30 protein-coding genes and 3 pseudogenes are annotated in these 26,219 nt (G+C 57.7%); 11 read left to right on the forward strand and 22 right to left on the reverse strand.

Going from position 1 to position 26,219, the window contains the following annotated elements:
- Positions 1-22: 22 nt before the first annotated feature.
- From JHX88_RS22015 to JHX88_RS22070, 12 genes are all read right to left on the reverse strand, one after another.
- Positions 23-1,762, reverse strand: coding sequence for a relaxase/mobilization nuclease domain-containing protein (locus JHX88_RS22015; RefSeq protein ID WP_076528653.1), 1,740 nt, complete (start codon positions 1,760-1,762; stop codon positions 23-25).
- A 243-nt stretch (positions 1,763-2,005) separates the two neighbouring features.
- Complete coding sequence (locus JHX88_RS22020; protein WP_076528655.1) at positions 2,006-2,767, reverse strand: lytic transglycosylase domain-containing protein; 762 nt, start codon at positions 2,765-2,767, stop codon at positions 2,006-2,008.
- Positions 2,764-3,105 (reverse strand): DUF736 domain-containing protein, encoded by a 342-nt coding sequence (locus JHX88_RS22025; RefSeq protein WP_076528657.1) that lies wholly within the window; start codon positions 3,103-3,105, stop codon positions 2,764-2,766. Before JHX88_RS22025 ends, JHX88_RS22020 begins: the two co-directional genes overlap by 4 nt.
- A gap of 47 nt (positions 3,106-3,152) precedes the next feature.
- Positions 3,153-3,689: a S26 family signal peptidase gene (locus tag JHX88_RS22030; RefSeq protein ID WP_076528659.1), complete on the reverse strand. Its 537-nt coding sequence runs from the start codon at positions 3,687-3,689 to the stop codon at positions 3,153-3,155.
- Positions 3,686-4,213 carry a DUF2840 domain-containing protein gene (locus JHX88_RS22035; protein ID WP_076528661.1) on the reverse strand — a complete coding sequence of 176 codons (528 nt, stop codon included), beginning with the start codon at positions 4,211-4,213 and terminating at the stop codon, positions 3,686-3,688. Before JHX88_RS22035 ends, JHX88_RS22030 begins: the two co-directional genes overlap by 4 nt.
- Positions 4,210-5,373: a replication initiator protein A gene (locus JHX88_RS22040; protein ID WP_076528663.1), complete on the reverse strand. Its 1,164-nt coding sequence runs from the start codon at positions 5,371-5,373 to the stop codon at positions 4,210-4,212. Before JHX88_RS22040 ends, JHX88_RS22035 begins: the two co-directional genes overlap by 4 nt.
- Before the next feature lie 18 nt (positions 5,374-5,391).
- The gene (locus JHX88_RS22045) at positions 5,392-5,673 is read right to left on the reverse strand and encodes a helix-turn-helix transcriptional regulator (RefSeq protein ID WP_076528664.1); all 282 of its coding nucleotides are present in this window, start codon (positions 5,671-5,673) and stop codon (positions 5,392-5,394) included.
- Positions 5,674-5,814: 141 nt separating this feature from the next.
- Complete coding sequence (locus JHX88_RS22050; RefSeq protein WP_272848302.1) at positions 5,815-6,303, reverse strand: DUF2285 domain-containing protein; 489 nt, start codon at positions 6,301-6,303, stop codon at positions 5,815-5,817.
- Positions 6,304-6,388: 85 nt separating this feature from the next.
- Complete coding sequence (locus JHX88_RS22055; protein ID WP_076528668.1) at positions 6,389-6,592, reverse strand: transcriptional regulator domain-containing protein; 204 nt, start codon at positions 6,590-6,592, stop codon at positions 6,389-6,391.
- A gap of 109 nt (positions 6,593-6,701) precedes the next feature.
- Entirely contained in the window at positions 6,702-6,980 is a 279-nt protein-coding gene (locus JHX88_RS22060) for a DNA -binding domain-containing protein (protein WP_076528670.1), read from the reverse strand.
- Between the two features lie 407 nt (positions 6,981-7,387).
- Positions 7,388-7,789: a single-stranded DNA-binding protein gene (locus JHX88_RS22065; protein WP_076528672.1), complete on the reverse strand. Its 402-nt coding sequence runs from the start codon at positions 7,787-7,789 to the stop codon at positions 7,388-7,390.
- Between the two features lie 701 nt (positions 7,790-8,490).
- Complete coding sequence (locus JHX88_RS22070) at positions 8,491-8,907, reverse strand: hypothetical protein (RefSeq protein WP_076528674.1); 417 nt, start codon at positions 8,905-8,907, stop codon at positions 8,491-8,493.
- 187 nt (positions 8,908-9,094) lie between these two features.
- On the opposite strand from JHX88_RS22070, the gene JHX88_RS22075 reads away from it, so the two are divergent.
- Complete coding sequence (locus JHX88_RS22075) at positions 9,095-10,168, forward strand: endonuclease/exonuclease/phosphatase family protein (RefSeq protein WP_301546308.1); 1,074 nt, start codon at positions 9,095-9,097, stop codon at positions 10,166-10,168.
- A gap of 105 nt (positions 10,169-10,273) precedes the next feature.
- Here JHX88_RS22075 and JHX88_RS22080 read toward each other — a convergent pair whose 3' ends face one another.
- The 5 genes from JHX88_RS22080 to JHX88_RS22100 all read right to left on the reverse strand — a co-directional run bounded on the left by JHX88_RS22080 (position 10,274) and on the right by JHX88_RS22100 (position 12,739).
- Positions 10,274-10,591 (reverse strand): type II toxin-antitoxin system RelE/ParE family toxin, encoded by a 318-nt coding sequence (locus JHX88_RS22080; protein WP_272848303.1) that lies wholly within the window; start codon positions 10,589-10,591, stop codon positions 10,274-10,276.
- On the reverse strand, positions 10,579-10,830 hold the full coding sequence (locus JHX88_RS22085; protein WP_272848304.1) for a CopG family ribbon-helix-helix protein: 252 nt from the start codon (positions 10,828-10,830) through the stop codon (positions 10,579-10,581). Before JHX88_RS22085 ends, JHX88_RS22080 begins: the two co-directional genes overlap by 13 nt.
- Before the next feature lie 76 nt (positions 10,831-10,906).
- Positions 10,907-11,818 carry an ArdC family protein gene (locus JHX88_RS22090; RefSeq protein ID WP_084203319.1) on the reverse strand — a complete coding sequence of 304 codons (912 nt, stop codon included), beginning with the start codon at positions 11,816-11,818 and terminating at the stop codon, positions 10,907-10,909.
- Between the two features lie 281 nt (positions 11,819-12,099).
- A complete protein-coding gene (locus JHX88_RS22095) occupies positions 12,100-12,225 on the reverse strand; it encodes a hypothetical protein (RefSeq protein WP_272848305.1) in 126 nt (41 codons plus the stop codon).
- 274 nt (positions 12,226-12,499) lie between these two features.
- Positions 12,500-12,739, reverse strand: a complete 240-nt coding sequence (locus tag JHX88_RS22100) for a hypothetical protein (protein WP_141225941.1) — start codon at positions 12,737-12,739, stop codon at positions 12,500-12,502.
- A 53-nt stretch (positions 12,740-12,792) separates the two neighbouring features.
- On the opposite strand from JHX88_RS22100, the gene JHX88_RS22105 reads away from it, so the two are divergent.
- The 6 genes and pseudogenes from JHX88_RS22105 to rfbA all read left to right on the forward strand — a co-directional run bounded on the left by JHX88_RS22105 (position 12,793) and on the right by rfbA (position 16,973).
- Positions 12,793-12,978 (forward strand): hypothetical protein, encoded by a 186-nt coding sequence (locus JHX88_RS22105; protein WP_076528678.1) that lies wholly within the window; start codon positions 12,793-12,795, stop codon positions 12,976-12,978.
- A 60-nt stretch (positions 12,979-13,038) separates the two neighbouring features.
- Positions 13,039-13,164 (forward strand): annotated as a pseudogene (locus JHX88_RS22110) (IS110 family transposase); the annotation flags it as partial.
- Positions 13,165-13,652: 488 nt separating this feature from the next.
- Positions 13,653-14,213 carry a dTDP-4-dehydrorhamnose 3,5-epimerase gene (gene rfbC / locus JHX88_RS22115; protein ID WP_076528693.1) on the forward strand — a complete coding sequence of 187 codons (561 nt, stop codon included), beginning with the start codon at positions 13,653-13,655 and terminating at the stop codon, positions 14,211-14,213.
- A complete protein-coding gene (gene rfbB, locus JHX88_RS22120; protein WP_076528680.1) occupies positions 14,210-15,247 on the forward strand; it encodes a dTDP-glucose 4,6-dehydratase in 1,038 nt (345 codons plus the stop codon). Before rfbC ends, rfbB begins: the two co-directional genes overlap by 4 nt.
- Complete coding sequence (gene rfbD, locus JHX88_RS22125) at positions 15,247-16,104, forward strand: dTDP-4-dehydrorhamnose reductase (protein WP_076528681.1); 858 nt, start codon at positions 15,247-15,249, stop codon at positions 16,102-16,104. The genes rfbB and rfbD overlap by 1 nt, the downstream gene beginning before the upstream one ends.
- The gene (gene rfbA, locus JHX88_RS22130; protein ID WP_076528683.1) at positions 16,101-16,973 is read left to right on the forward strand and encodes a glucose-1-phosphate thymidylyltransferase RfbA; all 873 of its coding nucleotides are present in this window, start codon (positions 16,101-16,103) and stop codon (positions 16,971-16,973) included. Before rfbD ends, rfbA begins: the two co-directional genes overlap by 4 nt.
- Before the next feature lie 117 nt (positions 16,974-17,090).
- Here rfbA and JHX88_RS22135 read toward each other — a convergent pair.
- Both JHX88_RS22135 and JHX88_RS22140 read right to left on the reverse strand, forming a co-directional pair.
- Positions 17,091-18,375: pseudogene (locus JHX88_RS22135) on the reverse strand (IS3 family transposase).
- A gap of 200 nt (positions 18,376-18,575) precedes the next feature.
- Positions 18,576-19,400: an IS5 family transposase gene (locus JHX88_RS22140; protein ID WP_272848306.1), complete on the reverse strand. Its 825-nt coding sequence runs from the start codon at positions 19,398-19,400 to the stop codon at positions 18,576-18,578.
- A gap of 266 nt (positions 19,401-19,666) precedes the next feature.
- Here JHX88_RS22140 and JHX88_RS22145 point away from each other — a divergent pair, with 266 nt between their 5' ends.
- From JHX88_RS22145 to JHX88_RS22155, 3 genes are all read left to right on the forward strand, one after another.
- Positions 19,667-21,052, forward strand: coding sequence for a DUF1800 domain-containing protein (locus JHX88_RS22145; RefSeq protein ID WP_272848307.1), 1,386 nt, complete (start codon positions 19,667-19,669; stop codon positions 21,050-21,052).
- 4 nt (positions 21,053-21,056) lie between these two features.
- On the forward strand, positions 21,057-22,235 hold the full coding sequence (locus tag JHX88_RS22150; RefSeq protein WP_076529191.1) for a DUF1501 domain-containing protein: 1,179 nt from the start codon (positions 21,057-21,059) through the stop codon (positions 22,233-22,235).
- Between the two features lie 356 nt (positions 22,236-22,591).
- The gene (locus tag JHX88_RS22155; protein WP_076529188.1) at positions 22,592-22,810 is read left to right on the forward strand and encodes a hypothetical protein; all 219 of its coding nucleotides are present in this window, start codon (positions 22,592-22,594) and stop codon (positions 22,808-22,810) included.
- A gap of 35 nt (positions 22,811-22,845) precedes the next feature.
- On the opposite strand, the pseudogene JHX88_RS22275 reads toward JHX88_RS22155, so the two are convergent.
- Together JHX88_RS22275 and JHX88_RS22160 are read right to left on the reverse strand one after the other, a co-directional pair.
- Positions 22,846-23,001 (reverse strand): annotated as a pseudogene (locus tag JHX88_RS22275) (transposase domain-containing protein); the annotation flags it as partial.
- A 183-nt stretch (positions 23,002-23,184) separates the two neighbouring features.
- The gene (locus JHX88_RS22160; protein WP_076529186.1) at positions 23,185-23,388 is read right to left on the reverse strand and encodes a hypothetical protein; all 204 of its coding nucleotides are present in this window, start codon (positions 23,386-23,388) and stop codon (positions 23,185-23,187) included.
- Between the two features lie 485 nt (positions 23,389-23,873).
- Between JHX88_RS22160 and JHX88_RS22165 the strand changes: the two genes are divergently transcribed.
- A complete protein-coding gene (locus JHX88_RS22165; protein ID WP_272848308.1) occupies positions 23,874-24,698 on the forward strand; it encodes an IS5 family transposase in 825 nt (274 codons plus the stop codon).
- A 199-nt stretch (positions 24,699-24,897) separates the two neighbouring features.
- Here JHX88_RS22165 and JHX88_RS22170 read toward each other — a convergent pair whose 3' ends face one another.
- Positions 24,898-25,878 carry a hypothetical protein gene (locus tag JHX88_RS22170; protein ID WP_076526804.1) on the reverse strand — a complete coding sequence of 327 codons (981 nt, stop codon included), beginning with the start codon at positions 25,876-25,878 and terminating at the stop codon, positions 24,898-24,900.
- Positions 25,879-26,219: the final 341 nt, after the last annotated feature.

Genomic DNA, 26,219 nt, shown 5'->3' on the forward strand with positions numbered 1-26,219 from the left:
TATGGTTCCTTTCCATTCGCTGTCAGAGGCCGAGCCCACGCTTGCGCCCGAAATCCCAATCGACCCCGCCATCACCGCGGGAGACGCCGGAGACTTCGCGGCCAAGTTGTTTTTCGAGCGACGGTGACCAGGGCACGAGCTGGAATCCGAGGCCATCGCCGATCATAGCAAACCGCCCGGAAGAAAGCGTGAATCGCTGACGATAAGTGCCAGTGACATATTCTCCGGTCTCTGCGCGGTTGAACGGGAGGCCGGTCTCGCGGGCAAGCTTGTCGCCAAGCGCATTGACTTCACGGTCGCGCAATCTCTTGAGCAGGCCGCGCGCGAAGACGACGCGCTCGCCTTTTCGTTCGGCGAGACCTGCGTCGAGCAGGTGATCAGCACGGGTTTTCATCGCCTGCCGGACCTCGGCTCCGAAACCGGATTCCGAAAGTGCTATAGGATCGCGGGACACGGCTCGCCGATCGAGCCATGTCGCTCCAGAGGCACTTACTTGCATGCCGATGTCGAGATCGGAGCGAACAGCAAGCGCGACACGGCGGTTGCCCCGTACGTCATCATAGCTGCGCAGTTCGACGATCGAGCCGGGCACACTGTCACCGGCGGCATCGAGATGCGGCAGCCTGATATGATGGGTCCGACCGTCTACGCCATCGACCACGGCATAGGCGGTGCCTTTCAATTCGTCATCGAGACCACGCTCCACCAACCGCCCGATGACAGGTGTATCAAGGCTTTCCCCCGCCAGCACGTAATCGGAGGAACCACGTTCGATGCCGCGTTCGGTGAGCGCGCGATGCATCCGCTTGATGATATCGCCGCGGGCGCCCAGTTCCCGCAGAACCGTTTCGGCCCGATCCCTGATATACCATTGACCCGGGCCCAGCTGGTCGGCGAGGCCCAATATTTCCAGTTTGCGGAGCCGACCGAGTTTCAGCGCATGAAACTCGGTCGGCTGGCGGTCGGGGCTCGGGGCGAGATCGATGATGCGGGTTTTGCCGGCGTCGCGAAGAAGCTGCCGATCGAGCTGGGTCCAACGCTCCGCAGAGATCTGCCGCTCGAGGCTCTGGCGGATATCGAGATCGGTTCGTGGCCCCAGCTCCAGCGTGATGAGATCACGCGCCCGGTCCCGCATCCCCTCCTTGATGTAGTCGCGGGAGATCACGAGGTCCTGGCCGTCATCGCGCACGCCGCGCACAATCAAATGGACATGCGGATGCGCCGTATTCCAGTGATCTACCGCAACCCAGTCCAGCCCGGTGCCGAGATCCTTTTCCATTTGGCGGGCGAGATCGCGGGTGAAGGATTTGAGATCGGACATTCCCGCCGCATCGTCCGGCGAAACGATGAAGCGGAAATGATGCCGGTCATGCCTGCAACGCTCGACAAAGGCGCGCCCATCGGCCTCCCCCTCGCCCGGCCCGAACAGCCGCGCCTTCTCTCCGTCCCGGGTCACGCCCTCGCGGCGCAGGTAACCGAGATGCGTTCCCAGTGGCGCGGATCGCGCATTCTGACGGACCACGCGCGCCTTGATGACGGCGCCCCGGCTACGCGACGTGATGAGGCGATTGGCCTGGATGCTGGCACGCCGGCCGCGCCCGAAACGGGAGCGATTGCCGGAGACAACGCGGCCGGATCGGGAGACGCCACTACCCGCCTTTTTCGCGGCAGTCAGCGCCTGGGCGATAAAGGGCCGGGCCGCTTGAGCGCGGGTCGAGCGGATGTGCCCCGGACGGATGCGGAATTCGCGCTCATCATTCATGGCACAACCCCACACGGTGCAAAACAGCGCAGAATGTCAAAGAGTTAAGCGTTACGCGCACAGTACGCGAAGGCACCGCACGGTGCGGAACGCGCCGCAAACATGAACCAGAACAACCGCCCGCTTGAGCCGCACCGTGCGGGCTTTTATCCTGCCATGCCCCGGTCGTGACGCCCGCCGGCGCCCCCTGCCCGCTCCATAGCGCGCCGAGATACGATAGGGTACACATAGCCGAAAAAATGCTCACGGCCGGTCCCCACCGGCATTGCGGGCGACGAACAGCACGTCGGTCAGAGACGCGGCAGGTGATTCGGGGGCTGTCGAGAGGGACGCATCGGTACTGTCCGATTGGTTGCCGGGCGACCCTGGCGCCGCATCAGAAACGCCATTCTCGTGCGCAACAAAGAGCGGCGCTTCACGCCAGTCCCGCGGTTTGGCTGTTGCAATAACAGAACCCGACGGCCGTTCGCCACGCAACACGGGCGCCAGCGACGCGACATAGGCGCGGGTCTCAGAGGGCAATGGACGATCCGTGCTGCGGTATTCATCATAGCGCGCCGGACCGGCATTATAGGCCGCGAGCATCGCCACCACATCGCGGTAGCGGTCCCACATCTCGCGCAGATAGGCGGTCCCGGCGAGGATATTGTCGCGCGGATCGAACGGATCTTCGCCAAGACCATAACGGATACGCAGACCCGCCCAGGTCTCGGGCATGACCTGCATCAACCCCATCGCGCCTGCCGATGATAAGGCAGTAACATCGCCCGCACTCTCCACGCGCATCACGGCCGCGATCCATGCCTGCGGAATGCCGAAACGCTGCGATGCCTCGGCGATATATGCGTCATAGGAATGCGCGCCGACTGCGCGGGTCGGCCCGACACTTTGTGCCAGAACCGGCGGCGGTGCGGTGGCAAAAGTCAGGCCGGAAAGAAGAAGGATGAGGATGCGACGGTGCGCACCGCAGCTTCCGGAACCGAAGCGAACGCGGAGATTGGTCATGACCCCTCCCGTTCACCGCGCTTTTTCGGGCGGGTCCAATGCAGGCCCCAATCACGGCCCTCCTCGTCCGACTGGAACAGGCGGGCACGTAATGGCTGCTGGAAGACGGGATCATCGAGCAACACGGCAATGAACCTGCCCGCGCGTTCGCCGGAATGTTTCCAGCCCGCGCCAACTTCCTGTCCGTCCTCATCGCCGAGATGAATCCGGTAGGCTGGCGCATTCTCATTCTCGAGATTTTCGGTCGGAACGAGCGTCAGTTCCAGGTCGAGTGAGAGTGTCCGGATGCGCCCGGAATAACCGGATGGTGTCCGGGTGAATTGGCCGATTTGTGCCATGGTGATGGTCTCCTCTTTGCGGGGTTGGAAATGAGATGAACATGCGGTCACCCGCGCCAGTTGAGACGGCCGGTGCCGTCCGTAAGGGTGAAGATCGGGACAGCCCGGCCGATCACCGACGAGGCAGGGAACGGGCCGAAATAACGGCCGTCGAGACTGTCACCGGCCTCCGGATTCATCAGGAAGATGTCGCCATCGGCGAGTTGCCGGCAGCCCTGCCAGACAGGCAGATCGCGGCCCCGGCTGTCGTGCTCGCGCGCCTCGCCGAGCGGGATGGCGTCGATGGTAACATTGCGGCCAATGCGACAGAGACGCTGCCCGGGCAGCCCCATGACATGTTTCAAGATCGGTGTTTCACGGCCGATATAGCCCCGCTCAACCATGAACCCGACAAACGGCTCAGGCGGCATGACAGCGACGAGATCGTTGAGCGCAAGGGCTTCACTCGGCGCGATACGATAGAACCCGATCGGCACGCTGGCGGTGCCGTTCCAGACCAGTTTCGGGGCAACCGGAAGCACGCTGACGACAGCAATACCGAGCACGGTGACGATCGCGATCATGACGTAACCTCTGCGTGTCATGGGACAATCTCCCGTCGGCGCAGCCATGCCCGATGGCGCGCGGTCGTGTAAGCACGCGGCGCCTCGCCCGCGCGCATCCAATGCGCGACATGACGCCAGTGATCGGGATCGGTCTCGGCGGGATCGATGCCGATGGCCTCGATCCTGTCTACATGCAACAGCACCTCTTCGACTTTCGGCCAACCATGGATCTTCAGCAGGATCTCGGCGCCCGAACGCACAGAAGGAAGCGTCTGATAGGCCGCGCCCGGCGCGACGGCTCGCAGAATATCGATTCGCGAGGTCACCGTGCCGTAATCATTCGCCGCCCAGCGGATGAAGGCAAAAACGGTATTGGGCGGGAAGAAAACGATACGCCGGTTGTGATCGATGACCTGCGTGCCGGCTGCATGACCGAACCTGATCCAGTATTCGATCTTTCCCTCCACCCAGGTCAGTTCGACGCATGTGAACTCATCAGGAGGCTCTATACCGCGACCCACACTGATAACGTCGCTCTGCCGATCGGGGAATCCAGCACTCATGGGTTTCTCCCCGACGGCTTCAGAAGCAGCTGTGGAAATTCGGGCGCTTCGGAAGCCGAAGCATCGCTCTTTTTGCCTGCTGGTTGATCGGAGAGTTCGCTCTTTTTCTCGGCCAGGCCGACGCTTCGGACAGTGCTGCGGCGGGAGTTTTCCACAGCGCGGCCGCCCTCTTCAGTGTTAGACTGTCCGTTAGATTCTAAGTTACGGGCGCGATTTTCCGTTATTCTTTGGTCATTTAACCCCGGTCTCGGCTCCCAATCGCACGTGACCCGGGTTCCGGATGGCACGGGTTCAGGGGTTCCCGTTCGCACGTACGGTTTCACAGGTTTTCCACAGGGCGCGACCGGCTTGAACGCGAGGAACGATCGGCCGCCAGGATCGATCTCGTGCGACAGCCTGTAACCCGGCAATGCCTGACGGCGAATGATGCCGCGCAGATCGAAGGCGAAGCGCTTGAACGCAGACAGGCTGCCGGATTTCTGATGCAGATGATGGAAATCGAAACGCCAGCCGCGGCGTTGCCGACCGCCATGTTTGCGCACGAGACGGTAGAGCCAGCGCTCGATGCCGCCGGTCAGGTCGAAAAATGCCCGATCGATGGTGAGGATCAGCGCGTCATCGAGAACCGCCTGATAGAACCAGTCCGGCAAGATCATCTCGATTCCGTCCGGATTTCCGGTGCCATCCCTGCGATCCTCCCATTCATTGATCCAGGAGAAGCGGTGCTGTCGTCCCTCGGCCAGCTGACGTATTGTCGTGCTCACGGTTGTGGATTGCAGGCGGTCGAGCCCGGCCTTCAGGCGCCGATAATCGCGTACCGAATTGCCTCTACCGATAAAACTCAGGATCTCGTAAGGTGTGGCAACCATCAGTCGGGATGTCCGGAGTCCGGCATCGCGCGCCTCGACGATCTGGCTTGCTGCCCAGATCAGGATATCGGCGTCCCAGATCGTCGCCATGCCATATTCGGGGATCGCCTCGACCCGGATGACCACGTTGCCGGAAACAAAATCGATCGGTGTGATCCGATGGGTCTTTGACAGGGAAAAGAACGGGTAGGTCATGAGATCCTGCGCGTCGCGTGGCGCGAAATCGCCGGGAAGGGCCCTGAACAGATCGAGCTGTCCGCGCTCGGAAAGGGATGGATGTCGTACTGCCATAAGGAAATCCGGCCGTCGTCAGCCTGCATAGCGGCCGGGTTGCGGAACATCCGGAAGTGCCTGGCGCTTCGCGGGCAGGACTGAACCGCGTGGATCGGAGGTTGATGTGACGGTTCCCCGGTCAGCCCAGGCAACAAGCTCGTCGATCGCATAGACGACGCGACCGCCCAGCTTGCGGTAAACAGGGCCTGTCCCGTAGGTGCGGTGCTTTTCGAGCGTCCGGGCCGAAAGGCTCAGGAATTCGGCCGCCTCCTTGGTGCGCAGGAAGCGCGGTGATTGTAGGGCGTGTGCGTGGGACATGGATCGGGCCTCTGTAGCGTTACGGGTGACCGCTGAGGATCAGCGGCGGTTCGCGCCCACGGTGGCGCAAGAGAGTCGGCAAGTTGCAGGGCGAAGTTGGGGGGTATTGAAATCGCCCACCGGCCGGGGCGGAAAAACCTGCTAGGGTCGGCGGCGATGGCGCAGGAGTTTTCGATAACCGCCCGCGATCATGACGCGGGCATCGCGCAGCAGCGCCTTGATGGCGTGACGCGCCGAGGATGCCTGCCATTCGTCACGGTCAAGAAATCCGACTTTCAGGATGGCCTGTGCGATCTCCTGCTGCGTTGCGCCGGCCCTGTGGCCATCGAAAGCGCGCAGCATCCTGCGCTGGCGGGCGTGTTGCTGCCGGGTCAGGCGCGTGTCGGGTGGAATGGCCCGGCCATGCAGGGCCGAGAGAAGTCGATGAACGGCTTCGAGCCGGTCAAAGCCTTCGAGATCGAGCGGAATGACGGCCGCCACGGCCGTCCCATCTTCGATGGCGCAATCGACGATCTGGAGATACTGTCCCTCACCAAGCGCATAGCGAAACAGGGCTGTATCATCGTCATCGAGCGGTGGCGGCGAATGCCAGGATCCGATTGGATCAGCGATCCGACCCCCATCCAACACCGCAGGAGCTTCGGTCAGTACAACTACGCTCGTATCCTCCTCCGGCAGCCAGAAGACCGGCGCATCGGGAGGAGCAGCGAGGGGATCAACCGGGAAATCGCAAACCCCACCGCCGACGGATTCGTTCCGTCAGCGTGGCGGGATCTCCCTGGTCAGCAGCCGAGGCTTCGAAATCCGCGTCATAGGCATCGTTGCGGCGGAGCCACTCCCAGGCCAGATCGGATGACGTCAGTACATCCAGATGATCGTATTCCGCCGACGTACGCCATGTCGATGCGTCGGGTGTCATCGTGGTCCTCCCGGTTTTATTCAGTAAAGGGTGTCGGGAAACCTACGATTCCCGATCGGATCGGGTAGGAGAAGCCAGGCAAGGGTCAACAGGTGATGCCAGACCAGCATCACGAATTCTTCCGCTGGCTTTCCCGGACCAGTTCACGATAACCGCGCTCCGTCATCCAGTGCGCCCGCGCCAGATGCGCATCATGAATGGATCGGCAACGCTCGGGGTCCCGTTCGGGATCGATGCCAAACAGGACATGCACGGCCTCGCGCCAATCAGCGCCATCGCGCTCGGCATCGAGCAGTCGCATATAAAGCTTCATATGCGCGCGATCATAAGATGTGATCGTCTCGCCAGACGGTGGTTCATCCAGATAGGTCTCTGTCGTCTTTGCCATTGATCCCCCATCTTCACGCGCAGCATAGGTGTTGGCTATCCCCCATGGGAGATGCCATTTTCTTTCTTTAGCAGGAAAGTGTCGTTGCGCGATCCGGGCCACGATCGGAAATTCTCGTCGGTACCTCCACTCCCCTGGGAGTTCGGATCAGCACTTGTCCGAGGTGATCATTGGGGCTCTTTCCGCCCGAAAGGCATAGCTATCGATACCCTTCAGTCCGACTATGCAAGGCGGAACGCCTATATCGCCGCTCTACGTGCGGCGGATGGCGGTGATTATGCTCCCTTGCTCGCATTCGTCGGCGCAATCTGATGCTGCCGGTGGAGGTTTCCGGGCGGGTTGCGTAATCCGGCGTGAACGTCGGAAAAACCCGGCGGCTTGCGCCGCTGGGTCTCTTGTTTTCTCGCTCAGAACGGCACGTCATCATCATCGATGTAATTGCCGTCATCACTTTCGGTCTGCTTGGCCCGGCTCAGGAAATCGATCGTCTCGGCGATGATCTCACAGCCATAGCGGTCAACGCCCTGCTGGTCGGTCCATTTCGAGTAGTGGATGCGGCCACGCACCAGAAGCTTCATGCCCTTCTCGCAATATTGCTGGACCGTCTTGCCGAGGCCGTTGAAGCAGGTGATACGGTGCCATTCCGTGTCCTGGACCCGATAGCCGTTCTCGTCGCGGAGGACGCGGCCTTCCGCATAGCGGGGGCGCGAGGTGGCCAGGGTGAAATGGGTGATGGTGGTTCCGCCCTGGGTGGTGCGGGTTTCGGGGGCCTGACCAATGTTGCCGGCGAGGATAACGATATTTTGCATGGGTTTTCTCTGTTGCTTCTTCGGAGGGACCATCCCTCCGATGAGACCCGGCCGAGACCGTCGGGAGACAGCTGCAACCGCCGATCCATCGGCGGCCTGCCCCCAAGGCCCGGAGTGGTGCGGGCAGGCGCGTTCCGCGCCAACACGGTCCGGAGCCGCGGGGGTTGCCGGTGGAAACCGAACGGGCTTAGGGGATCGATCAGGAGGAGGGATTGGTGCATTCGAGAGCAAAACGGGGATGGCCGCAAAATTGGTATCCCTGCCGGAAAGAATGATCAGGTCAGGTCCTGGAAACCCGCAGCATCCGGAACAACAGTATCTGCCCCATTTCCGGCCAGACCCGCGTTTTCCGCGGGAAGGCCGGGTTCTTCGGGGCGGGAGCGATCAAGCAATCGGGTCTTGGGACACGGTCTGGCATTGCCCTGATATCGGCCGTCAGAGGCTCGGTCCGGTGATATTGCGAGAAGATCAACAGAATCTAGCTGCGGCCACCTCCACGGAACGAAATGGGCAGACATGGTAGATATTGACCAGGCCGCTTTTGCGAGATCGCTGCCAATGGTCGAATTACCAACCCGGGCAAGATGGTCCCAAAAGGATGGCAATGCTCCCATGATGTAATGATTTTCCGTTTTGTGTGGAAACCCGTCGGTGCAAGCCGCCGGGTTTTCTGCAGGGAGCGGCCGATCTGGGCTTTCGTTTCAATCAGGACAGATCGACTCGCCAAGCGCATTCAGATGAGCGATGGCAGAGATGCCGATGACCAGACCACCAAGCCCGCCGAGCAGATTGACGGCAAGGACCGAGTCAATGAGATTCCTGGTAATGCCGTAAACAAGCGCATATCCGGCAATCATCGCAGGCACCGCAAATCCGGTGAGTGCAATGAAGCGCAGGAGCGGGTTCCTGGTAAAACCGAGCACCACGATCACAAGCGCGATCGCCAGCAATGCGGCGCCGATGGCGATTATGCCGGACAACAAAACACCGGATCCGCCGGCCCAAGCATATCGGGCGGCAGTGATGGCGACCATAACGGACAAGGCCCAGATCGCGAGATGACAGGCGATGACGCAGGCCACGATGGTTAACAAGATGGCAAGCAGGATCAGGGTCATATGGAAGCCTCCGGACAGACGATTGAGGATCACGTCAGGCTGCCAAAGGATACGCTCCGCCTGTGACTATGCTGCTTCGCCGGTTCTTCGTTCAGAGATGAGACATCCTGCTGGCGCTCCCGTCAAGCGGGCTGGGTTGCCACCCGGCATCGTTTACGAGCTCCGCTTGTTATGTGAAAGTTACATCATGGCCCGACAATCACGGGAGGTGATGGAGAGCGATATCATGGCTGCGAAGGATGTCTCGTTCTGCTCGTTCAACCTGCTGAACCTGCAGCTCCCCGGGAAATCTGTCTATACCGACAAGGACGGCTGGTCCGGCGAGGTCTATGACCGCAAGATCGATTTTACCGCAGGTATGCTTGCCCGCATGGACGCCGATCTTTTCGGCTTCCAGGAGCTTTGGGCGCCAAAAGCGCTGGAGGAGGCGATAGACCGCGCCGGTATGGCCGAAAGCCATCTCCTGCTCGCGCCGCCCGATCACTCGGGCAATCGCATCACCTGCGCCGCCGCCATTCGCCGCGACCTGCTGGTGAATGAGCCCGAATGGATCGTGGATTTCCCGTCCGAGATGGTGCTGCATTCGACCGGCGACGATCCACAGCAACCGGAAATCAGCGTGAACCTCGAGCGTTTCTCGCGCCCCGTGCTGCGATTGCAGCTTCGCCCGTCACCCGACACGCCGATCATCGAGGCCTTTGTCTGCCACTTCAAATCGAAGCGCCCGGCAGAAATTTACCGCGAGAAATGGTATGACCGCGATACGCATGGCGCGCATCGCACCGCCCTGGGCTATGCCCTCTCGACGATTCGCCGCACTGCCGAGGCCGCCGCGTTACGGGTGCTGATAACGGATATTGCCAAGAAGACCGAGACGCCGGTCGTGCTGATCGGCGACATGAATGACGACAAGGATTCCAACACGCTGAATATCCTGTCCGAGCAGCCGCGTTTCCTGACAGCGCTGTCGACGGGCGGTGGCGACAATGCCCTCTACGCCGCGCAAACCCTGCAGGAATACCGCTCGGTTCGGGATGTCTATTACACCCATATTTACCAGGACCAGCATGGCAGCCTCGATCACATCCTGGTCAGCGAACAGTTCTACGACAATTCGCGACGGCGGCTGTGGCGTTTTGACGGGCTCCAGGTCGCAAATGATCACCTGAACTGGGATGATCACAAGGACAGCGGCACCAATGATCACGGCATTATCCTTGCGCACTTCAAGTGGCAGCCCGCCCGGCAGGGGCTGGTTTAGACGCGTACATCGTTTCGGCTTTTCGTTGAAACACCCAAACGATGTAAGTTATTGTTTTTACGCATTTCCGGATACAAACCGGCATCCATTCTTGCTGGAAATGCTCTAGCTGCCCTGCATCCTGTCATGCGGTGCTTGAGAGAGGTCTCGGGAGGTATGAAACACCGCCAATATCGTCACCGTATCAACACCAACTTCGTAGACGATCAGATAGGGCAGCCCCGTAATGCTCAGTTCCCTCGTCTCAGGATGGCGCCCCGGACGCCCCAAGGCTGGGAACTCGGGCAATCGCTCCGCTGCCTGGACGATTTCCCGATACACGTTCTCCGCGGAAGCGGGATTGTCCAATGCGATGTAATCCACGATATGCGCAAGATCGCGGGCAGCAGGCTCGGCAATACCGAGACGCTTCAACGCGTCCAACCATGCCTGGCGGCAATTCCGGCAAACACCTCATCGGCAGGAACAACCTTACCCTCACGGGAAGCCGCAATCCCCTCCTCGATCCGTTCCATCTGCCAGGCGTTCGCCTCCAGATATCGCTCGATCGCTTGATTGACGATATAGTTGCGAGAACGGTCCATGGCATTCGCCAAGGCATCGATTTCGGCCACCTTGGCGGTGCGGATCGTGATCGGTTCGGATGCGGTGCGCTGCGCCATGTTGTGCTCCATTGTAATCACTTGTAATCATAACATCGGCCACCGCTTATTCCAAGCCATGCCCTCGGGCGGCGCATTATGCGCCACCTCGAATTTCATGACCGGGATCCCCAGCTTGCGGGCCTTGTCGGCGAGCTCCAATGTAATCTGCATGACGCACCGTCGGTACGATCCCGAGCGAGGCGCAGCAGAAAGCCGCGTTCATTTCGGCCACGAGTTCCTCGAAGGCATATTTCTTCGTACCGAAAGCGCCGGAAAGGTCTCGGTTCAGCCGATGAGAGGCACCACTGGCATGACCCAGCTCATGCAAGACGGTTCTGTGCCAATTGATCGGCTCGAAATAGGCTTGCGGCGGTGGCACCTGCACATAGTCGAGGGAAGGCATATAAAAGGCGTGGTTCCCGCCGATGCGGAAATTTATCCCGGTGGCGTCGATCAGGGCCTCAATCCTGGGCTCGATCACGCCGGGCGGCGGGGGCGGTGCCTCGAACGCAATCTTGTCGGGAAGCCCCTCGCATTGCGCCGCGTTGAACACGGTGAAGCGTTTCAGGAACGGGATGCTACCGTTCGACCGGGAATCGTTCCTCCGGAGCGACCCCTGACCGGTCTCAACTTTGCCGGTCTCGCGGGTTCGACGTTTCTGGTCTTTCGGCGTGAAGCGATCGGCATAGACGACGGTGGTGCCGCGCTCGCACTTGCGGACATTGCCGCCGAGCGACAGCGCCTGGCGAAAGGTCAGCCAGTGCTGGCTAGGAAAGCCTTGCTGAATGACGGCACCCCAGAGGATCAGCACATTGATCCCGGAATATTGCCGTGAAGTCGCCGCATTCTTCGGCATGGCAAGCGGTGCTTTCGCAGCACCCGTTCCCCAGGGCTGGGCCCAAGGCAGCCGCCCCTCCTCCAGTTCGGCAATGATCTTATCGGTGATATCGCCGTAAAGATTGCTACGAGAACTACCTGTGCGGATGGCACGTTTCTGTCTGGTCATCGGGATGATCTCCGTGACGGGCGCCGGGAGCCACTCTCTCCGGCCTCCAACCCATCACGAAAACTCCACCCCATCCTAACTCTATCGGAAGGCAATTGGTCATCCAATCACGCTATAACGGAGCCATGCGCAACCGCAGCAAACGTCATCGACTCAAGCAAGCAATTGGGTTCCAAATTCTCGTCGCAAGAACGAAAAGGAAAAATAACGCGAACGTCCGTGTGCAATCTGCGCACACGAACCCCCTAGAACCGAGACAATAGCAGAAGGCATCCACCGTTTTATGGTTCAGTACAAAGTTTAGCGTGATTAATCCCTCCGGTCAGGTCTGGAACAGTGTCGTTTGCCGTTTCCAGCAGGATGACGAAAGATTGTTCTTCCTCTTGTTTGAACATGAAGCTGGACATGCCGCCTCCGTACATTCAGACATAGAAAAGCCCCCTCAAAAGCGGGCTTTGTGGTTGGAGTTGTCGGATTGATCGCGAACATCAGCCACCACTTATAACTGCTAGATGCCATTATAGGCCTGCGCTCCTCTGGTGGCCATGAAGGTGGCTGTCCCCCAGAGTGATCATGAGTGAAGGAATTCCCCCGAATATTCGGGGGAATTGGAGAATAGATGATTGGCAATCCTACTATAGTAACGCAAGTTCGCCGGCCTCCGTGGAGGGACGAGCTTGATTAGCTTGTGCTTTCTGCAGCTTCGGCGTCAATTTTTTCCTTGAGTGCCTTGCGCTCTTCCTGAAGTGCTGAAAGCTCGGTCTTGAGACGCGCAAGATCCTCACGTTTGATAGTAATGCGGTGAAAAAGCTGGCGAAGACGCTTGTTATCGTTGCTAGACGTCATGTTGATGATCCTTTGTGTATAGGTCGATTCCGTTATCGACACTTCACCAATTAAAAAAATAATGGGTTGTTTCAAGTGAAGGTTCTGTTACCGGCGATGTTTCGCCACCTCAAGAGTTTTGATATGGGATGGCCTCGCGACTGGCTTTGCAGATCGGCCGCCACGCCCATGTGCAGCAGTTCAACCACCTGCACAAGGCGCTGAAACGCCTCAAAGGCTATACCGCGACCCGGTCCTGCGCGACATCCGCCGCCTGCTCGACGACATTCCCGAGGGCCAGTATCGCGAGCGGGTTCTGGATGCGCTGCAACTGACCAACCGCCTGCTGTCCAGAAGGCGACAAGCTCGGAGAAGGTCTACAGCCTGCAAACGCCCGAGGTGGATGCATCTCAAAAGGTATTGTCGCGCTCGCCCGCAGGCCGGCGGTGATCATGCATCACATGATGAGTGATGGCACCGAGTTCCGCTGGTCACGAGAAGCGTCAACGGCTGCCGCCTGATCGGAAAAACGAAGAAGGAGAACGCGAGGTTCCACCAACCGGTGGAAGGCAGGTCCTTCGCAGGACGATGGATGAGGCGAGTTCGCTTAGGCTCTAGTACCGATCACACATTGCGATCAGGACGACCATAAGATTCGTTCCACCTCATTCTTCTGATCCCATGGTGGGAGGGCGACATGCCGATCCCGAAGAGAAGCAAGGCCCCGCGAAAGACGCCAGCCGACGGTCACACGGAAAGCTCGAAGACGCTTGACTGCAACACGTCGAATAGAGAAGCCTGAACAATCTGACGCCAGCCGACGTGTACTTCGGCCGGGCAGAAGCCATTCTCAGACGACGAAAGGAGAGCAGCGAGCAGACCATCTGGTAACACCGCTTGCTGTATCGAAAGGCCCCAGCATAGAATGCACCAACAACGAGCCAGATTCTCCGGGACCAATTAGGCCAACGTGTTCCAAAGCATCTGATGACGGACAGTCTGAACCATGATAGAAATTGAAGAGACCGCGCTTCCCGGCGTATTGATCATCACGCCTCCACGCCATGCCGATGACCGTGGTTTTTTCTCGGAAAGCTGGAATCGGCAGAGCCTGTCAAAGGCAGGGATCGAGCTACCCGATTTTGTCCAGGATAATCATTGCCTGTCTCATCAGTCTGGAACATTGCGGGGGCTGCATTACCAAGCACCGCCGCATGCGCAAGGTAAGCTGGTGCGCTGCGGGCGAGGGCGAGTGTATGATGTCGCGGTGGATGTGCGCGAAGGCAGCCCGACTTATGGACAACGGATCGGCGAGGAATTGTCCTTCGAGAATGGCCGACAACTATGGATTCCGGCGGGTTTCCTGCATGGATTCGTCACCCGCGAACCCGATACCGAAGTGATCTACAAATGTACCGCCCATTATGACTGTGCCTCCGACGGGGCGGTGTGCTGGGACAGTCTAGGGATCGATTGGGGCATCGCAGAGCCGGTTCTGTCTGAAAAGGATCGTGCTGCGCCCGCCTTTGCCGATTGGAAAACCCCATTCATCTATGAGGGCCATACATGAAGATTCTCATTACCGGGGGGGCTGGCTTCATTGGTTCGGCCGTGGTACGTTCGGCCGTCCGGCGCGGGCATCAGGTCGTTAACCTGGATGCGTTGACCTATGCGGCCAACCTGGCCAATGTCGCGGCTGTTTCATCCAGCGATCTTTATTACCTCGAACAAGCCGACATTCGTGATCGCGATGTGCTCGAACAGATTTTTCGATCCTATTGTCCCGATGCCGTGATGCATCTGGCCGCTGAAAGCCATGTGGACCGTTCGATCGACGGCCCGGATAACTTCATCCAGACGAATATCATCGGCAGCTTCAACATGCTGGAAGCTGCGCGCGCCCATTGGTTGCGCGAAGGCCGCCCCGAAGGGTTCCGCTTCCATCATGTCTCTACCGACGAAGTATTTGGCAGCCTGGGAGAGACCGGGCAATTCAATGAAGAAACGCCCTACAATCCGCGCAGCCCCTATTCGGCCAGCAAGGCGGGTTCCAACCATCTGGTACGGGCCTGGCACGAGACCTACGGGTTGCCGGTGGTTCTGACCAATTGCTCGAATAATTACGGCCCCTATCATTTTCCCGAGAAACTGGTGCCTGTGGTGATCCTCAAGGCGTTGGCTGGTGAACCGATCCCAGTCTATGGCGATGGTGGCAATGTTCGTGACTGGCTCTATGTCGAAGATCATGCAGATGCGTTGCTGCTCGTGCTGGAAAAGGGCCGGAATGGACGCAGCTATAATATCGGGGGCCAGAACGAGGTGAAAAACATCGATCTCGTGCGCATGATCTGCGAGCATATGGACACCCTCCGGCCGGAAGGCGCCCCCCATGATCGGTTGATCAGCTTCGTGCCTGACCGGCCGGGCCATGACAGGCGTTATGCCATCGACCCGAGACGCATCCGTGATGAGCTCGGTTGGCGACCTTCGGTTACCATCGAAGAGGGGCTACGCCGCACCGTGGAATGGTATCTCGCAAACAGCGACTGGTGGCAGCCGCTCCTGTCGCGCGAGGGAGTCGGTCGGCGGTTGGGAACGGCCTGATGGAAGGGCTTCTGGTCTTTGGCCGTACCGGGCAGCTTGCGCGTGAATTGACGCGATTGGCTCCCCGAGCGCAGTTTTTGGGGCGCGACGCAGCCGATCTGGCCGATCCGGCGGCCTGTGCGTCCATGATCAGGAACGCAAGCTGTACAGCTGTCATCAACGCGGCGGCCTATACGGCGGTGGACAGGGCTGAAAGCGAGCCGAAACGGGTCCAGCTGGTCAATGCTGATGCCCCTGCCGCGATGGCTCGTGCGACGGCAGAGAAGAATATTCCCTTTCTACATGTTTCGACTGATTATGTCTTCGACGGAACGGGGAATCGACCCTGGATCGAGAGTGATCCGGCAGGTCCGCTTGGCATCTATGGCGCGAGCAAGCTGGAAGGAGAACGCAAGGTTGCGGCGGCAGGTGGGCAATCGGCAGTATTGCGGACCTCATGGGTGTTTTCAGCACATGGGTCCAATTTCGTCAAATCCATGCTGTGCTTGGGAAAAGAGCGAAGCGAATTGAACATCGTTTCCGACCAGGTAGGCGGGCCGACACCTGCCGCCGATATTGCCGCCGCCTTGCTGGTCACGGCGCGTGCCATGCAAACAGACAGGGGCAAGGGCGGACTTTACCATTTTGCAGGCGCTCCCGATGTCAGCTGGGCGGGGTTCGCGCGTGAAATTTTCGCACAGGCCGGGCAGAACTGCTATGTGAGCGAGATCTCCACGGCGGACTATCCTACCCCGGCGCGGCGACCGGGTAATTCACGGCTGAATTGTGATCGCATCGCGGCGGATTTCGGTATATCACGGCCCGATTGGCGGGTTGGATTGGCCGGAGTTTTGGACAGGTTGAGAGGCAGCGCATGACGCAACGCAAGGGCATCATCCTCGCAGGCGGATCGGGTACTCGGCTCTATCCGATCACCATGGGCCAATCGAAGCAGCTGCTGCCGCTTTATGACAAGCCGATGATTTACTACCCGATCACGGTGCTGATGCTGGCCGGTATCCGCGAGATCGCGATCATTACCACGCCCGAGGATCAGGCCCAGTTCCAACGCCTTCTTGGTGATGGCGGTCAATGGGGGCTCCGCTTCGAGTGGATCGTGCAGCCCTCGCCCGACGGGCTGGCACAAGCCTATCTGCTAGCCGAAGATTTCCTTGCTGGAAACCCGTCTGCCATGATCCTGGGTGACAATGTCTTTTTCGGCCATGGTTTGCCACAATTGCTGGAATCTGCCAATGCACGGACCGATGGCGGTACTGTTTTCGGGTATCGAGTCTCGGATCCGGAACGTTATGGTGTAATCGACCTCGACGATCAGGGACGAGTAAGTGGAATTATAGAAAAACCCGCCCAACCACCTTCGTACTACGCAGTCACAGGGCTCTATTTCCTGGATGGCTCGGCTTCTCAACGTGCGGCACAAGTGACACGCTCGGAACGGGGCGAGTTGGAAATCACAGCGCTTCTGGAAAGCTATCTGGCCGAAGGTATTTTGACGGTTGAAAAGATCGGCCGTGGATTTGCCTGGTTGGATACTGGTACGCATGCCGATCTTCTAGATGCTGGCAATTTCGTACGTATCCTAGAAAACCGTCAAGCCATGCAGACCGGTTGCCCCGAAGAGATCGCCTATGAAAATAGGTGGATCTCTGCCGAAGAATTACAAGCCAGAGCAAAGTTGTTCTCCCAAAACAGACATGGCGCCTATCTTTCGGAATTGATCAATTGATCGCCTTACGAATAAACACTCGCCGATGGATCCACTTTCAACCGTGACCCGACCGGAACCCACCCGAGACATTATAGTGATGATGTCCTGCCCCGATACGGTGGTCCAGTTTCAATCTTAGTGCATGACGGGTCTTGGCGCTACGGTTTGCGTGGCCGGCGTAGCTGCGCCGGATGGCGGAGCCGGCCACTGCACGATCTCGGGGGCTGGCGGCCGGTAGCCCAACGATGAGTGCGGGCGTTTCGTATTGTAGTGGCGCCGCCAGGATTCGATGACGATTTTCGCCTCGGCGAGGCTGTAGAAGATTTCACCGTTCAGGAGCTCGTCACGGATTTTCGCATTGAAGCTCTCGCAATAGCCGTTCTCCCATGGGCTGCCTGGTTCGATGTAGGCGGTCTTTGCCCCGACGGCGGCAATCCAATCCCGGACGACCTTGGCAATGAACTCAGGACCGTCGCCATTGTCGCTCAGACCAATGGCGCTCCAATGGCAACTCGGATCGAATGTGCTCCGGAACGCCGCGCAGGATGAACTGGTCTGACAGCACATCGATGACATCGGTTGAATTGAGCTTGCGATCGACGCGGATCGACAAGCACTCCCGGGTGAACTCGTCAATAAGGTTGAGCATGCGGAACCTCCTCCCATCATGGGTCCGGCTCTCGACGACGTCGTAGGTCCAGACGTGGTTCGGGCGCTCTGGTCTCAGGCGGATGCAGGACCCGTCATTGAGCCAGAGCCGGCCCTTCTTTGGCTGTTTCTGCGGGACCTTCAGCTTCGTCGGGAAAACAGTCCCCCGGACTGTTTCCTGATCCTCCTCAGTCCCGCCGCCAGATCCGTTCGACACGCTTCACGTTCACAGCCCATCCGGCCTCTCGCAGCAAGGCCGTGATGCGGCGGTAGCCATAGCGCCCATACTGGCTGGCGAGTGCGATGATATCCGCGGTCAGCGCGTCTTCATCGGCCCGCTTCCGCGGCACTTTCCGCTGTGTCGAGCGGTGCTGGCCGAGAACCCGGCAGGCAAACCGTTCCGAGACCCGGAACTTCTGCCTGACATGATCGACGCAGGCACGGCGGCGGGCGGGGCTCAGAAGTTTCACGATGCATTCGGCATGTCATTCGAACCAGTGGCATTCCAAACCTCATCCCGCAGGATCAGCTTCTCAAGCGTCAGGTCGGAAACCACCCTCCGCAACCGCTCGTTCTCTTTCTCGAGTTCCTTGAGCCGCTTCACCTGGTCGGTCTTCAGACCACCGAACTCCTTGCGCCAACGGTAATAGGTGAACTGCGTCACTCCGATCGAGCGCACTGATTCAGCGACAGAGCCGCCTTGCGAAACCAATACGTCCACCTGCCGAAGCTTGGCGACGATTTCCTCGGGTTTGTGCTTCTTCTGGGGCATTTCTTCATCCTCCATCTGGCTCAAAAGCCTACTTCAGGGAGGACCACTTTTCAGGGGGCATGCCAATGATAGGTTCACGGTTTCACAGGGGTTCCGAAAAGCGCCTATCAGGATCGTCTTCACTCGGATATAACAATTTCACCTCAATGAGTTGACCACTGTCTTACCTTAGTGTCTGATTCAAAACTGCTTGGGGGATTTCATACCTTTGCGAGGTGACGCATGACGCGTCGAATGTGCGCGATGAGGATCCAGGCCTCGGCGCTTGCGATGGTTTTCTCCCAGTCTTTTGCTAAGCGGCGACAGCGCCCGAGCCATGCGAGGGTGCGCACGACCACCCATCTGCGCGGCAGAACTTCGAAACCATCGGCGGTATCAGAACGCTTGACGATCTGAACCGTCCATCGACCGATGGCCTTCAGCGCGGTGCGCAGTTTGGGTCCTGCATAACCGCCGTCGGCAAAGATGTAGCGTAGCATGGGGTGGCGAGATGCAACAGTTCTCAACACCTCTGGCGCGCCATCACGGTCCTGGATACCGGCGCAGTGGACCGCCAGGCCCACCAACAATCCGATCGTGTCGGTGACGATGTGGCGCTTACGCCCCTTGATCCGCTTGCCGGCGTCATATCCGTTAATCCCGCCACTTTCCGTGGTTTTTACGCTTTGGCTGTCAATGATACCTGCTGTCGGCTGCGCCTTGCGGGCTCCCGCCAGACGCGCAGCCTCGACAAGGGCACGGTTCATCTCATCCAGAAGACCATCATTGCGCCATGCATGAAAATAGCTGCGGACCGTCGAAACCGGCGGAAAATCGTTCGGCAGCATACGCCACTGGCACCCTGTCGTCGCGATGTAAAGGATCGCGTCAAACACATCCCGCAAGCCTGTCGTGCGGGGGCGACCAGTTCTTCTGCGAGGGGGTATCAGAGGCTCGATCATTGCCCATTCCGCATCGGTCATATCGCTTGCGTATTTGCCTCCCGTTCGGGCATGCTGGAGGCGGGTGAGCTCAGTCCAGGCCATTGTGATCTCCGTTCAGATTTGCAACCAAACAGAATCATAAGCCGCTGATTTCACCCAACTCATTTTAGATCAGGCTCTGAGACCCAGCTCGGAGAGGGTCCAGAATATATCGCTCCATCCCGTCCCTCCCTGGCATCAAGCTGCCCGATTCGAGATTCTGCCTCAACTCGTTGAAGAGCAAGCAGTACGCAAAAGCGTGATCTGACAGCAGATCGCGAAGTGATATACGGTGTAGTGGGTGCCGAGATTACTGCACGGGAAATTTTATGATGGGTTCGCTAATGATTTCGTATCCAGAGCTAGCTACGATTCGATTGGGGTATGGTCTATCATCACATATGGTGCAGCCATTTGGACCGGACGAAATTTTGGCGGCCATACATCAGGCTGGTCCGGATGGTGATACTGTCAACATGGAACAATTGCGCAAGTTGCAATTGCGGACAGCCAAACTGAGGCAACGTATCAAGCTAGGAGAAAAACGCGCCCGCGAGGCCTACACGACAGAGCGGCAATATATAGTTCAGCTTGTTCGCAAAGAAATGCAACGGCGCTTCGCCCGAGCCATCGACGATCCAATCGGTTTTGGAGAAAGGCTCGTCCAGTTCTGGGCTGATCATTTCACTGTCGGTGGTGGCCCCCCCCATCAAAGGTTGATGACAGCTTGTTATGTAAACGAAGCGATCCGACCACATATCACGGGCAATTTTGCCGATCTGATGTTTGCCGCCGAAACGCATCCGAGCATGCTGATATATCTCAATCAGAATAGCTCGATTGGGCCGAATTCACGAGCGGCACAAAAAGCGCAAGAAAAGCGTCACACGGGCCTAAATGAAAATCTGGCACGTGAAATGATAGAATTACACAGCTTGGGCGTTGGAGCGGATTATACGCAGAAAGATGTTCGCCAACTGGCCAAGCTACTGACTGGGCTGACATATCGTGCGATGCGAGATGAACTGTTCAACGCTAATCGCGCCGAACCGGGCCCGGAGATAGTATTGGGGAAGCACTATGGAGAACATGGGGCCGCCAGATTGAGCGACATCCGCGCCGTGATCACGGACCTCGCACGCCATCCAGATACGGCGCAGCATCTGGCCCGAAAACTCGCGATCCATTTCGTCACGGATCAGCCGCCGCAGTCGTTGGTGGATCGATTGGCTCGCGTCTATGCGGATACGGACGGTGACTTGAATGCGATGAATACAGAATTGGTCGAAGCTCCCGAACTTACTGCATTCTTCCGACACAAGATAAGGCAACCATTTGATTTCATGGTGGCATCTCTACGAAGTCTCGGAGTAACCGGCAATGAGATTATGGCACTCAAGCCGCGACAATTTCATGGTTGGCTCACCTATCCATTGGCTAAGATGGGTCAGCAATGGGGCAATCCCCCTGGTCCTGATGGTTGGCCCGAGAGCGGCGAAAACTGGGTTACACCTCAGGGAATCGCAGCACGGATCGATTGGGCAATGCGTATTCCGATCAAATTGCGCAAGAATCTACCCGATCCAAGGCAACTATTGCAGGTCGCGCTCGGCGACACGGCCTCTGAAGCGCTGCAATGGGCAGTACCCAAAGCAGAAACTGCCCGTGATGGGGTTGCCATCGTGCTAGCGTCCGCCGATTTCAACCGGAGATAAATCGATGTTTAATCGAAGACTGTTCCTCAAATCCAGCGCATTGATCGGTTGTTCGGCGGCTGCACACCCGCTCCTGTCCAGCATCGCCTTTGCTACCGCACCTAGCGAAAACCGCCTAGTCGTTATCATCTTGCGCGGTGCGATGGACGGGTTGGACGTGTTCCAGCCGTATGGCGACCCGGAACTGCACAAGCTACGGAAGACAATCTCGCTCGGGCCAGACCAGGGCGCATATGATCTTGACGGATTCTTTGCACTGCATCCGACGCTGTCTCCACTGATGCCACTATGGAATGCAGGAGAACTAGGATTTGTGCCGGCTGTCTCTACTCCTTACCGGAACAAACGCAGCCATTTCGACGGGCAAGATATGCTTGAGGCTGGAACCGGTACGGATATGGACTTGGCAAGTCAAAGCGACGGCTGGCTGAATCGTTTACTGCACAATATGCCCGGCGCTCAGTCAGAAACTGCTTACTCGGTTGGAACTGAACAGATGCGGATCCTCGCCGGAACTGCCCCTGCAAGAAGCTGGTCACCGAAAATCGATCTGCAGCTCAGTCCTCAGGCGCAGATGCTTCTACTGCATGCCTACCATGATGACCCATTGTTTCGCGAAGGAAGCGAAGAAGCGCTGGAAATTGCAAATCAAGGGTTAGACAAGATTCGAGAAGAGAGAGGCCCAACACGCGACGCACGGGCTTTGGCTTCCTTTGCCGCAAGCCGGCTGAATGGTGAAACACGGATCGCAACCTTTTCATTGACCGGTTGGGACAGCCATGCCCGTCAATCCACGATCTTGAAACCTTCGCTTTTGGGATTGGCGGATGCAATTCTAACGCTCCGCGAAGGACTTGGAAGAAACTGGTCGAAAACCACCATACTCGCAATGACCGAATTCGGGCGCACTGTGCGTGAGAACGGTAGTGGCGGCACTGATCACGGTACTGGTGGTGCCATGCTCGTTGCCGGGGGGGCCGTGCGCGGCAAGCGAGCAATGGGGAACTGGCCGGGATTGGGAGAAAAAAACCTCTATGCCGGGCGTGATTTGACGCCTGTTGCCGATATTCGTGCTTATGCTGCCTGGGCTTTACGCGATCTGTTTGGAACCAGCAGAAATGTTCTGGAAACAGCTGTGTTTCCGGGGCTCGACATGGGTGCCAACCCTCGCATTCTCGCCTGATTCCTACCTCTCAACAGGTGATTGGTGGCAAGTACCGGTTAGGAGGGCAAGGCAGATCGCAGTCAGTCAATGCTCTCTGGGTGTGTACTCGTGTGCATCCTCCGTCCGATTGCAGCATCTGATCGATTCGCATGTTATCCGCGACCGAAGGATTCAAACTGACACTAGTTAGCGCGACAAGCCTGATGGACGAACCGCTTATGAGCCGACTATGGAATTTCGGCACCCATATAGAGATCATCGAGGATCTTGTGAGATCGGGAGAGCGACGTGAGCACCTCATATGGCTTTAGGCCATTCTTAAGGAACAACCGGACACGTTCAGGCCCTGGCAATATGACAATCCGGATAACAGGTTGGCCTATGGCAAACTGGCCGAATGGATTGTTCGCGCATTTGGCCAGATCGATTGTCTTGTCGGCTGTGTTCCGGCGAATCGCTTCGCGGTCTCGGCAACTCTCCTGCCGGCAAATCTCCACCATGAATTGATCGATGAGGCTCACTGGGTAGGCGCCCTGCCCGCCTTTGCCTCAACACTCCGTAAGCGGGAAGGCTTGGTCGTTCAGGCTTTGTAATTCAATGGCATAAAAGTGTCGATATTTGAACTCGGCTATAGATTGGCGATGCGTTGCAGGGTCTGGGTGAACCATGCCGCCGGATCGACGTTGTTCACCCTCGCTGTCTACAAGAGCGTGGCCCAAGTGCGGCCGCCGCCATCCGATCCCGCAAACATGCTATTTTTCCGGGTTATTGTCTGCGGCCTGATTGGTAAGTGGGAAGGTCTTCCCGCTTACGGATGAAGGCTCCCGCGTCCCAGAGGTTCCGAGCGATAGATTAACACTTAGACCGAAATGCCAGTGTTGATGAGTGAACCGGTCGTCAGTGCGGTACAAGTGAATCGGAAATAGACAGGGTGACGCAACCGCAACTGACCATATTCAATGCTCGATCAATCAGATACAACAATTCCAGCTTTGGCCAAGGCTCGCTCCAAGGCACCGATACGCGTCAACATGGAATCGCATTCCGTACTCCAGCCGACAGCCAAATTCCTCGCGGCTATCGCAGCGGTTTTTGCATCATGCACGGCAGCTTCCAGCTCATTCAGCCGCTCTTCCATATCATTAGGATATTCCTCTTCTTGATCACTCATTTTCCGTGCATTCCTTCCTTCGCCGTAGGGAATAGCCAGTCCATTGGCATTGCACAGTTCGCACTACCTATATGACTGTATATCCTGCACACACGCACCGCTCATCGGAGACGATATACTAGATGCAAACCTCTACCGACAGCATACTTACACAGCCGCCCACCAGTGATCATGTGCATAAAGCGTCAACCGATTCATCTCCAATCAATCTACCAGAATTCGAGGGCGACAAGGAACCCACGCTCCTGCACTCTACCACTGGTCGTGATCTATTCCACGTTGCCTAGCCTGCCCGATAGGATGGTGTCCAGTTTCAATCTTAGTGCACGACAGCAGGCGCGTCCCGAACTGAGGCATATCGTCATCGTCACCGCTTCATCTCTGATCCGAATGAGCCCGAACCTCTCAGAGCCTGATCTAAAATGAATTGGGTGAATTCAGCGGCTTATGATTCTGTTCGGTTGCAAATCTGAACGGAGATCACAATGGCCTGGACTGAGCTCACCCGCCTCCAGCATGCCCGAACGGGAGGCAAATACGCAAGCGATATGACCGATGCGGAATGGGCATTGATCGAGCCTCTGATGCCCCCTCGCAGAAGAACTGGTCGCCCCCGCACGACAGGCTTGCGGGATGTGTTTGACGCGATCCTTTACATCGCGACGACAGGGTGCCAATGGCGTATGCTGCCGAACGATTTTCCGCCGGTTTCGACGGTCCGCAGCTATTTTCATGCATGGCGCAATGATGGTCTTCTGGATGAGATGAACCGTGCCCTTGTCGAGGCTGCGCGTCTGGCGGGAGCCCGCAAGGCGCAGCCGACAGCAGGTATCATTGACAGCCAAAGCGTAAAAACCACGGAAAGTGGCGGGATTAACGGATATGACGCCGGCAAGCGGATCAAGGGGCGTAAGCGCCACATCGTCACCGACACGATCGGATTGTTGGTGGGCCTGGCGGTCCACTGCGCCGGTATCCAGGACCGTGATGGCGCGCCAGAGGTGTTGAGAACTGTTGCATCTCGCCACCCCATGCTACGCTACATCTTTGCCGACGGCGGTTATGCAGGACCCAAACTGCGCACCGCGCTGAAGGCCATCGGTCGATGGACGGTTCAGATCGTCAAGCGTTCTGATACCGCCGATGGTTTCGAAGTTCTGCCGCGCAGATGGGTGGTCGTGCGCACCCTCGCATGGCTCGGGCGCTGTCGCCGCTTAGCAAAAGACTGGGAGAAAACCATCGCAAGCGCCGAGGCCTGGATCCTCATCGCGCACATTCGACGCGTCATGCGTCACCTCGCAAAGGTATGAAATCCCCCAAGCAGTTTTGAATCAGACACTAAGGGCGCTGTGAAGAGATCCTTTCGGCATTATGGGACAGCCATCGATTGGTCACCGGTTGCCGTATCCGGAGCATGCTATGCTATAGCGAGTGGACTGAGGGCGACGTTGGCGGTTTCTACCACCAGAAATCTCGCGTGATATCCCGTCTTTCAGATGGAGAAAGATGTCATTCTGTGGTCTTGAGGCGGCGTGCTTGGCGAGTCTGCATGAGATTTAAAAATTCATCGGGAACTAGACGTGCCTTCTGCGTTGCTTCTACGGGTGGGAAGAACTCATCCAAGCTGATGCCAGTGCCTTCAAGCGCAACAGTATTATCCTCTGCGAAATGCTTCCGGACGATATCCACCTGATTGCTGGACAAGACCATCTTCTCTCGATCCAAGCTCCTGTTGAGGGTCATCGTCAGTTCCATGATCCTCTTTCGTGGGATGTCTTTGTGCCGGGAAATCTGGTTGATATGGCGGATGAACTCGGCGACGCGGTAATCTACACCTTCATTGAGCGGGGGGATCAGCTTTATCCTTTCTTGTTTTACCCCAATGACGTCCAAGAAGTCATACAGCAATTCACCATCGGGCCAGAACTTAGGATCGCAAGGTCGGACAATCACGTTTTCCGATCCGAATGCGTCACGCCATGGCGCTATTCGTTGGCCGAAATAACAAGCCTTGGTCTTGGAGTAATCCTCAAATCTAAATGGTTTGTGACGCTTTTCGGCCCTCAATCGTTGCTGGTAGAAGGACAGGAAATAGCTGTCCTGTCGTCTAATGTAGGCAACTATGGTGATGTCGTAGCCGTCGAATTGTTTTTTGATCCATTCGATCTTGCGATCGGAAACATCTAAATCGCCAAAGCTTTCAGACGAGATGATCAGGGTGTTGAATTCTTTGCCGTCGATGTACTTCCAAAAGGAACTGTAAGCATCATCAAGCGTCTTTTGCTTGCTTGGCAACAGCCAAAACACGTTCCTGCCGGGGATCGCTGCTGCTAAGGGAACATGCTGCTTGGTTTGGCAGAAGGGCGCTGTCCGCTCATATGGGTAAAGGACACCTTGTTCTTCGAGGGTGTCGGAATTCTCAACCAAGCTGTGCTGTAGACTAGTCGAGCCGGTTTTGTTGAACCCGATATGCAAGAACAGTTTACGCACTACTCCTGTTCCTTCCGCAAATTTGTCCATTGATGACTAGGTTATTCGGGATTCGCAAGAAGTGACACTTTGCTACGCCCGCTTCGGCGGACTTTCTCCTGCGTAAACCATAGTGTCACTGTGCCCTCCTTAATTACTGGATATCCACAGGATGCCGGAGGGTGGCTTGCAATATCGCATCTGCACGGCGGAGCAGTTCATCACGGTCTGCGGTTTCCCACACAGAACTTCTGGAAACCCCCATCTCCTTTGCCGCAGCCAATAGGTGAGGACCTATATCCTTACCCGCTTGATCAAGCCCCAGAATTGGGAGCAAGATGCTGGCCAGATCAACTGAGAGT

This window comes from Paracoccus saliphilus (genome assembly GCF_028553805.1).
Taxonomy (GTDB): domain Bacteria; phylum Pseudomonadota; class Alphaproteobacteria; order Rhodobacterales; family Rhodobacteraceae; genus Paracoccus; species Paracoccus saliphilus.